The sequence below is a fragment of the Streptococcus sp. SS4 genome, assembly GCF_030440125.1.
GTDB lineage: Bacteria > Bacillota > Bacilli > Lactobacillales > Streptococcaceae > Streptococcus.
In genome coordinates this window covers 21,785-29,401 of the sequence record NZ_JAQFJM010000016.1, presented here as the reverse complement: position 1 = coordinate 29,401, position 7,617 = coordinate 21,785, and the positions used below count along the sequence as shown (strand labels likewise).

The following is a 7,617-nucleotide window of genomic DNA, read 5'->3' as shown; positions in this document are numbered from 1 at the left end:
ATGAAAAGCATTCGGAATCACCGAAAATTGCTCTTGTTTACCTTAATGTACTTTATTTATTAGCCTCACATCAAAGATTTGAAAGATCTCTGAAGATAACAGAAAGTAAAGCAGCAACTGTTTATGAAAAGCATTCGGAATCACCGAAAATTGCTCTTGTTTACCTTAATGTACTTTATTTATTAGCCTCACATCAAAGATTTGAAAGATCTCTGAAGATAACAGAAAGTAAAGCAGCAACTGTTTATGAGAAACACCCAGAATCAGATAAAATAGCTAATACTTACCTTAGAATATTATATAATCTAGTTTCGGGTCAGAGAATTGAGAGATCTCTAAAGGCCACAGTAGGTAAAGCAGCAACTGTTTATGAAAATCATGCAGATTCAGAGAAAAACTCTACTGTCTATCTCCAAATACTATGTAAACTAGCTTCAAAACAAGAGGAAGAAAAATCTCTAAAAATTACAACTGATATAGCTAATGCTGTTTATGAAGAGAGTTCAAAATCAGAAATAGATGCTGGTAATTATCTTAGTATACTCTATTATCTGACTTCAAAACACGTAAATGAAAAAAGAATAAGTAATGTGTTAGTTGAGGCTGATAGAATTCATGAAAAATACCCAGAATCAGATAAAATAGCTAATACTTATATTAAAATATTACATAATCTAGCTTCAAAACAGCAGAGTGAAACTGATTTAAATGATACAGCAAGCAAAGCTACTGCTGTTTATGAAAAGTTCTCAGAATCAGAAGATATTGCTAATAATTATCTTTGGGTGCTTTGTTATTTAGTTTTAAAACAAGAAGATGAAAAAAAAATAAGAGATATAGCAGAGATAGCTGGTAATGTTTATGATAAACATTCAAGATTAGATAATAACTCTACTGTTTACCTCTACATACTATTGAACCTGGCCTCAGAACAAAATCAAGAAAAAAATCTAAAGGTTACAGCTACAATTGCTGCTAATATTTATGAAAAAAGCTCTAAATCAGAAATAGATTCAGAAATTTATCTCCTAATACTTTATTGTCTATCTTCAGAGCAGGAAGAAGAAAACGATTTAAAGGTTACGGAAGATATAGCCGCTACTGTTTATAAGAAAACGTCGAAATCATCAGAATTCAGTTTTGCTTACGCTAATATATTACATAACTTAGCTTTAAATCAGGAAAAAGTAAAAGATTTAAATTATACAGCAAAGAAAGCCGAGATTATTTATAATGAGAAATCAAGTAATGAAGTAATTGCTATCACTTACCTGCGTATTCTTTATTGTCTAGCTTTAAAGCAAGAGAAAGAAGACTTAAAGAATACAATAAATATTGCTACTCGTATTTATAGTAATCATTTGAGTTCAGTTGATGTTATAAATTTTTATGGTAAGATGCTTGTAAATCGAATTAGGATTGAAAAAGATATTGATCTTTTAAAAAATGATTTAAATAGATTAGAAAAACTATTAGACTCCCCGTTAAAAGAGAGAATAGATTTAGTAGTTGAATTAATAAGTGATATAATCTCTAATCTTAATGAAAAGATTAAACATGGGAAAATACGTGAGAAAAGATTTTTAAAAAAATGGATTTATAAAATAGTTGAAATTTCAAAGGATTTAAATGTTATTGAGAATACCAACAATGGTTTGTTATCAGGCTTATTAGAGTATTATAAAAAAGATAATGTTGGAGTGGGGTTAATACTAAAAATTTATAACTTGGTTTTACAGATAAAATTCGGATTAGCTGTTAAAGAATTCCCAAGAAGAGGGTTTGGACACTATACATCATCACGAACTCTCCATATACATCTGAATCAAGAAGTGAATATTTTTAAAAAAGAAGGTTATAAAATTACTAGTAAATCAAGGTTGTATAATGTTGATTATATGAATGATCCCGAGGAGGGGAAAATATTAGATAGATATTTATTACTGCAAAAAGAAAATGAAATGGATAATTTTTTAGAACCCAGTCCGTGGTTTTTAATGTGCTTAACTACTGCGATTGATGATCTGGCAATGTGGTCACAGTATGGGTCCAATGCAGAGGGGGTATTTCTTGAATTAAAAAATGAAAGTTTTCAATTAGTGGACTCCCCTGGAGACATAAATTGGTTGAGTGGAAAGTCAAACCTTGTAAAACTTAATAATATGTTAAACAAAAAAGATAGTTCATTGGAACCGAAATCGGAACAAAAATCAGAAAAAGAAAGTTCATCAGGTCCAGAGTCTAAACAAGAATCAGATAAAGATATACTTTTTCGAATTTGTTATTTAGATGAAAATGAATTAAAGAGAGGCAATTTGGTAGTTTCTAGTGATGATGTTTTGCTAAAAAAGGAAGAGAGAAAGATGGTTACCTCGTTATTAAGTAATCTTAAAGAAATAATTGATAGTATAGGCGATTTGAAAAAACCACAATTAATTAATGATATTGATAAACTGTTAGAAGAAATTAGATACCTTTTTAAGGCATCAGGGTATAAATATGAAAAAGAATTACGAGTCTTAAGATATGCTACGATAGAATCAATGGCAAGTGAATCTACATCAAATGAGCTAATAGGAATACAATATGACAGCGATACTTTGGCGAAACCTTATTTGGAAAGGGAGGACCCAATTCAAATAAAAAGGGTAATTTTCGGACCGAAATTTTCTAGACCAGAGTATGTGACTCCATTGATTAGACTTGTTGATAAGGATATCGAATTTACTATTTCTGAAAGAAAATTCAAGTAATTTTGTGGGAGTAATCGAAAAAATTATTACACGTAATGTTTATTAGGTTCTCTCGAATTTTTTCTTCCTAATTATCTCGCATAAATTCCAAAAATAAAATCTCTCTCGAGTGTGATTGCTAGGGAGAGATTTTTTGGTCTGCGGATAAAAATTACGGAATCTCCCAAGGTTTGTGAATCTTTTAAGCAGTATTTAGCTTGATAAGGTACAATAGAGTAAGACAAAACGAATGAGGAGACTGTCATGAAGTTTTTACATACGTCAGATTGGCATGTGGGGCGAACCCTCAATGGCTGGTCTTTGTTGGAGGAGCAGGAGTGGGCCTTTCAACAGATTGTGGATTTGGCTATTAGCGAAAAAGTGGATGGGGTTATCATTGCGGGAGACCTCTATGACCGTGCGGTGCCGCCTGTGGATGCGATTAAGCTATTTAATAAGACCTTGGCCCGCTTGGTGTTGGAGGAGCAGATTCCTGTCTATGCTATCAGTGGCAACCACGATGGTGCTGAACGTTTACATTTTGGACGAGACTTTTTTCAACATCAGGGTCTTCATTTAAGCACACGTTTGGAGGAGGCTTTTGTGCCTATTGAGTTGGAGGCTTGCCAGATTTTCCTGCTTCCCTTTATCGATCCTATTGATGCCCGTATTTATTATAAGGACGATGAGAATAAGGAAATTCAGGGGATTGGTGATGCCTTGGCCTATATTCTCGAGGATATGGAAAAAGCTTTTGATCCCGACAAGGCCCATGTCTTGGTGACGCATTTTGCGGTTTCTAAGAAGGATGATAGCGATGGTCAAAGTCTACGGGAATTGATGTTGTCTGAAACCAGCAATACGGTAGGTGGTCTTTCTAATGTGACCAGTGACCTTTTCAAGGCTTTCGATTATGTGGCCTTGGGGCATATCCATACCCGCTTTGCCAGTCCGACTCAGCGCGTGCAATATTCAGGCAGTCCGGTCGCCTTTAATGTCAAAGAAGCCAAGCGGAAGGAAGAAAAAGGCGTTTATATTCTTGAATTGGATGCAACTGGAGACTTGTCTCAGACCTTCCATCCTCTAGAAGTCAAACGACCGATTCTTGCCTTGCAGGCATCTTTTGAAACCTTGATGTTACCTGAATTTTATAAGGAGCAGCCTTGTCAAAAGGCTTGGTTTGCCTTTGATATTCAATTGTCCAGTCGTAAGGAATTAGAGGGAATCAATGTGCGTGCCCGTCTGGAAGAGATTTATGGGACAGACATTGTAGAAATCACTTTCAGTCGTTTGGGTGATGTCAGGGAAGAAAGCTTGACTGTAGATCAGCACTTAAAAGATTTGGAAATGCAGTCGCCTCAGGAAATTGTCTCTGATTTTTACCAGACAGTGACTGGGGGCGATGTCTTGTCTGAGAGACAAACTGCTCTTGTGGAAAGTATTTTTGAGGAGATTGGAAGGAGTGGACAATGAGACCAGTTCAGTTAGAATTGACCAATTTTGGACCTTATCGTAAGGAAGTCATCAATTTCACCCAGTTTGACCACGCTCCCCTCTTTTTGATTGGTGGGGACACGGGGGCTGGTAAGAGTACCCTCTTTGATGCCATGACGGTTGCCTTGTTTGCCACAACCAGTGGCGACCGCAATGTTGAGGAGATGCGGTCAACCTTCGCTGGTCCAGAGGATGACTTGACCAAGGTAACCTTTTATTTCCAACAAGGCAAGCATCTTTATCGCATTGAGCGAGTGCTCCAGCAGGAGAGAGCCAAGCGAGGTGGTGGTACGACCATGCAAAAAGCGACGGCTTCTCTAGTCATTGTGGATAAAATTGGTGGTCAGGAGATTGAAAAGCTTGGGGATAAGATCAAGGAAGTGAGTGACCAGATTGAGCAGATTTTGGGGCTCAATGCTGAGCAGTTCAAGCAGATTATTCTCCTACCGCAAAATGATTTCAGCCGTTTCTTGAAAGAAGATTCCAAGACCAAGACTCAAATTTTAAAGAAAATCTTTGGAACGGGTATTTTTGACCGTTTTCAAAAGAGCTTGGAAGAGCGTCTTCGTCAGAGCAATAAGGATATGGATAAGCGTCAAGCTCAGCTAGATGGTCATTTTGCTAGTCAGGTCTGGTCTGAGGAGGAATTAGCAGTCTTGACCCAAACGCCAGCCTCTGAAAAATTGGCACGCCTTGAAGAGCTTTTGTCTCAGCGTCAAGAAAGTCTTACGGAGCAAAAAAGCATCTTGAAGGATGCCCATGAGGATTTGGCAAAATTGCAGAAGAGCTTGCAAACTGCCCAAGATTTGGCAAAGATTTTCCAAGAATTGAAGCAAGCCAAGGAGCGTTACCGTCTGGAAATTGAGGAAGGTGCTCAGGAACAGGCGGAGGCTAAAGCGCATCTGGAGGAATTGCAGTTTGCCCAAGGGTTGCAAGAAACCATTAGTAGTTTGAAGCAGTATCAGAAGCAGTTGTTGCAATTAGAACAGGACCTTGAGATTGCTCAGGAGAAATTAAAGGCTAAGGAGCAGGCTTTTGAGGAAGTCAAGGCTCAAAAAGAGGCGTTTACAACCCAATCTGAGGATTTTCTTCAAAAAGAAGAGAAACTGGAAGCATGGAAAGAGGCTATTATCTATGCCCAGAGTCTTGCCCAAGAGCAGGAAAAAATCAAACGGTCAAGTGCTAAATATAAGCATTTGGAAGAAACTTATCAGCAGGCTTCAAAAGAGATTGAAACTCTTAAACAGTCTCTGTTAGATTTGGAAGCTAATCGTCTTAGTTTAGAGAGTTTACATGAGGCTGAAAAACTCCTCCAGTCTGTGAGTTACAGTGTGGATAAGCAACTGGCTCAGGACCTGAAAGAAATAGAGGACTTGAAGCAGGAGTTGGCCAAGACGGAAAAACGTCAACAAGGGTTATCTTTGGATATTGACCAAGTTCAAGAAAGTCTCAAGGAATTGGAAGACCAGTTAGCAACCACTTTAGCTTCACGTCGTCAACTCATGATTGCCCAACTGCAAGCAGAATTAGAGGAGGGACAGCCATGTATGGTTTGTGGTTCCATTGACCATCCTAAGGTCGATGGGACACAGGTGAATGAAGCGGCCTTGAAGGATCTCATAAATCAGGTGGAGGAACTTCAAGCTCAAAAAGAAAGGCAAGTGGCTACCTTGTCAAATCGTCAGGCTACCTTGAGCGAGGTTGAATCTAAACGTCAAGATTTGCTTGACCAAGTAGCTAAAGTCAAGTTAACTCTTGAAAAACACTATCTAGAACTCCAAGAGCAAGTTAAGGGACAATTTGATTTTGATTTTTCAGAGGACTATGAAGCAGACTGTGGACAAACCTTACTCCGAAAGGTTGAACAGTATTATCAAGAGCTACACAAACGCTTTGATAAGGAAGAGGCAGATCGTCTCCATTATCAAGATGAGTTAGCCAAGGCTCAGGAAAAATCGATAGATTTGGCTAAAGCCTATCAAGAGGCTAAGGCGGCGCTTGACCAAGCTAAGGAACGTCTTAAGGAGTTACAAGAAGCTCATCAAGAGCTTGAATCTGTTGAGTTTTATCAAGAACGTATTTCCCTAGCAAAGCAAGAGTTGGACCTCTACAATAAGCAAGTCAAGGAAAATAGTGAAGCCTACAACCAACTTCATGCCGACATTCAAGGAATCATGGGGCAACTTGAGAGCCTAACCAAGTCTAAAGAAAATGCTAGCCAAGAAACTAAGCATTTATCTGCTGAACTAGACCAAAGTCTTATGGCTGAAGGGGCCCTCAGCAATGACCTAGAGCAAATCCAGCTTTGGCTTCTTGAGGTGAATAAGCAAGCCATTCCTAAGCTCCAGGCTCAATTGACAAGCTACCAAACTCTTAAACAAGAGTTGAAGGCGCAGATTGTCAAGGGTCAAGAGCTTATCAAAAACCAAGAAAAGCCGGACCTTGGCAATCTAACACAAGCAGTAGAGGATTGTCAGGAAAACTATGATAAGCAGCTCGCTCAGGTTTCTGTCATGGAGCAGGGACTTAAGGATGCGACGGCTACCTACCAAGCGGCCAAAACCCTTCAAGACAGCAACCAAGAGGCCTTCAAGGCCCACCAAGAACTCAGCGATCTGGTTAAGGTGGTTAAGGGAGAAAATACAGCACTAACTGGACGACTCAACCTTGAAGTCTATGTTATCCGTCAGTATTTCCAACAAATCTTGGACTATGCCAATGCCAACTACATCGGTCTCTTAACGGATAACCGCTATTCCTTTGTTCTGAGTGAAGAAGGGCGTCGGGCGCGTGATCACTTCGGCTTAGACATCAATGTCTATGACCAGCTGACAGGTAGCGAGCGTTCCGTCAAATCCTTGTCTGGAGGAGAAACCTTTATCGCCGCACTGGCTATTGCCCTATCCCTCTCAGAGGTGGTGCAAAATACCAGCAAGGGTGCTGTTGTTGAAGCTCTCTTCATCGACGAAGGGTTTGGCTCACTGGATAAGGAAGCCCTGACCAAAGCCATCGCTGTTCTGGAACAAATCGGTGAAAACCGTATGGTCGGTGTCATCAGTCACGTGGACGACATGAAAGAAGGCATCGCCCAACAATTAGCTATCATCAAGTCGCATGATGGAAGTAGCCGTATTAAGATTGTGGATAAGGGGTAAGAGAAGTCAGTTTATATAATACTCTATATCAGATAATCACAGTTGTAGCCATGTCAAATTTGTTCTAATCAGCATAGAAATAAGGTAGTTGAATCAACAACTACCTTATGTAGAATTGTTAAAAAGCTGATGGTTTGTATAACATATTTAATCCGTTCTACTCGTAAAAAAGTGGGGACGGATTTTTTGTCATCATATTTGAAAATGTTATAGCAAAAGCTAGTCAAGGTAATATG

At 38.8% G+C, this 7,617-nt stretch carries 3 protein-coding genes; all 3 read left to right on the top strand.

All coding sequences use genetic code 11. The annotated features are described in order from the left end of the window. Positions 1-2,753: DUF2971 domain-containing protein (locus tag PCY16_RS11145; protein WP_301354649.1), on the top strand; the 2,753-nt coding region annotated here is incomplete at its 5' end. Positions 2,754-2,996: 243 nt separating this feature from the next. After that, positions 2,997-4,205 (top strand): exonuclease SbcCD subunit D, encoded by a 1,209-nt coding sequence (locus PCY16_RS11140; protein ID WP_195414171.1) that lies wholly within the window; start codon positions 2,997-2,999, stop codon positions 4,203-4,205. Then, positions 4,202-7,381, top strand: coding sequence for an SbcC/MukB-like Walker B domain-containing protein (locus PCY16_RS11135; protein ID WP_195414172.1), 3,180 nt, complete (start codon positions 4,202-4,204; stop codon positions 7,379-7,381). The genes PCY16_RS11140 and PCY16_RS11135 overlap by 4 nt, the downstream gene beginning before the upstream one ends. Positions 7,382-7,617 lie beyond the last annotated feature (236 nt).

Bases quoted from the DNA above. Each gene is read 5' to 3' on its own strand.
- PCY16_RS11135 (WP_195414172.1), top strand. From the start codon at position 4,202: ATGAGACCAGTTCAGTTAGAATTGACCAATTTTGGACCTTATCGTAAG.
- PCY16_RS11140 (WP_195414171.1), top strand. From the start codon at position 2,997: ATGAAGTTTTTACATACGTCAGATTGGCATGTGGGGCGAACCCTCAAT.